1 protein-coding gene is annotated in these 297 nt (G+C 44.1%); it reads right to left on the bottom strand.

All coding sequences use genetic code 11. The features are described 5' to 3' along the window. Nucleotides 1-297, bottom strand: a 297-nt coding sequence (locus WFH18_RS18000; protein ID WP_336755438.1) for an IS5 family transposase, incomplete at both ends; no start/stop codon positions are given.

Here is a 297-nt window from a genome sequence, read left to right as displayed (position 1 = left end):
CATGCGCTTGCCGATCTGCAATGACCTGACGGCATTGCTTGGTGTCATAAGCTCCATCGGTATAAACAGAGTTAATCTGCTCATCTTGTGGAATCTGATTAAGTAAATCACCAAGCACCTGTGAATCACTGACATTATTGGTTGTAAGCTGAACTGCTCGTATTTGTAGGGTTTTAGCATCTATACCAATATGAAGTTTACGCCATTGGCGACGATATTCAGGTCCATGTTTCTTGCGTTTCCATTCGCCCTCACCTAGAAACTTCATGCCTGTAGAGTCCATGAGTAGATGCAGCC

The sequence above is a fragment of the Acinetobacter sp. USHLN143 genome (genome assembly GCF_037145695.1).
GTDB lineage: Bacteria > Pseudomonadota > Gammaproteobacteria > Pseudomonadales > Moraxellaceae > Acinetobacter > Acinetobacter fasciculus.
The sequence above is the reverse complement of the archived record's forward strand: the minus strand, read 5'-3'. Positions and strand labels throughout refer to the sequence as shown.